The organism is Cyanobium sp. NIVA-CYA 375 (genome assembly GCF_056108345.1).
This window is the reverse complement of sequence record NZ_JBSYHW010000360.1, coordinates 1-643: the sequence shown is the minus strand read 5'-3', so window position 1 is coordinate 643 and position 643 is coordinate 1. Positions and strand designations below refer to the sequence as shown.

At 68.3% G+C, this 643-nt stretch carries 1 protein-coding gene and 1 pseudogene; both read left to right on the top strand.

Annotation, left to right across the window (positions count from 1 at the left end):
• A pseudogene (locus tag AC01FP_RS18585) lies at nucleotides 1-308 on the top strand (hypothetical protein); the annotation flags it as partial.
• Nucleotides 305-643, top strand: a 339-nt coding sequence (locus AC01FP_RS18580; RefSeq protein WP_474482365.1) for a HupE/UreJ family protein, incomplete at its 3' end; no start/stop codon positions are given. The pseudogene AC01FP_RS18585 and the gene AC01FP_RS18580, both read left to right, overlap by 4 nt.

Sequence of the window (643 nt, the reverse complement as noted above, 5' to 3'; positions counted from 1 at the left end):
GCCAGCGCAAGGGCTGCCTCTTCTACGACCTGGGCTGCCGCGGCCCGATGACCCATTCGCCGTGCAACCGCATCCTGTGGAACCGCCAGTCGTCCAAGACACGCGCCGGCATGCCCTGCATGGGTTGCACCGAGCCCGAGTTCCCGTTCTTCGACCTCGCACCCGGCACCGTGTTCAAGACCCAGACCGTGATGGGCGTGCCGAAGGAATTGCCGGCAGGCGTGGACAAGAAGGGCTACATCGCACTCACCGGCGCGGCCAAGAATGCGGCGCCAAAGTGGGCCGAAGAAGACATGTTCGTAGTTTGAACACCAGCACCCACACCAGGAGACTTTCCATGAAGTGCGTACATCTGCCCGGCGTCGTTGCTGCGGTGCTGCTCGCCGGGTTTGCCGGCAGTGCAGCCGCCCACACGGGGCATGGCACCGAGAGTTTCTTCGCCGGCCTGGCCCACCCCTTCGGGCTCGACCACCTGCTGGCCATGGTCGCGGTCGGCCTGTGGTCGGTGTTTGCGCTCCCGGCGCGGCGCGCCTGGGCGGGGCCTGCCACCTTCTTGCTGGCACTGGCCTGCGGCGCTCTCGTGGGGGCCGGTGGCACGGCCGCGGCGCTGCTGGAGCCGGCACTGGCCGCCAGCGTGGTGATG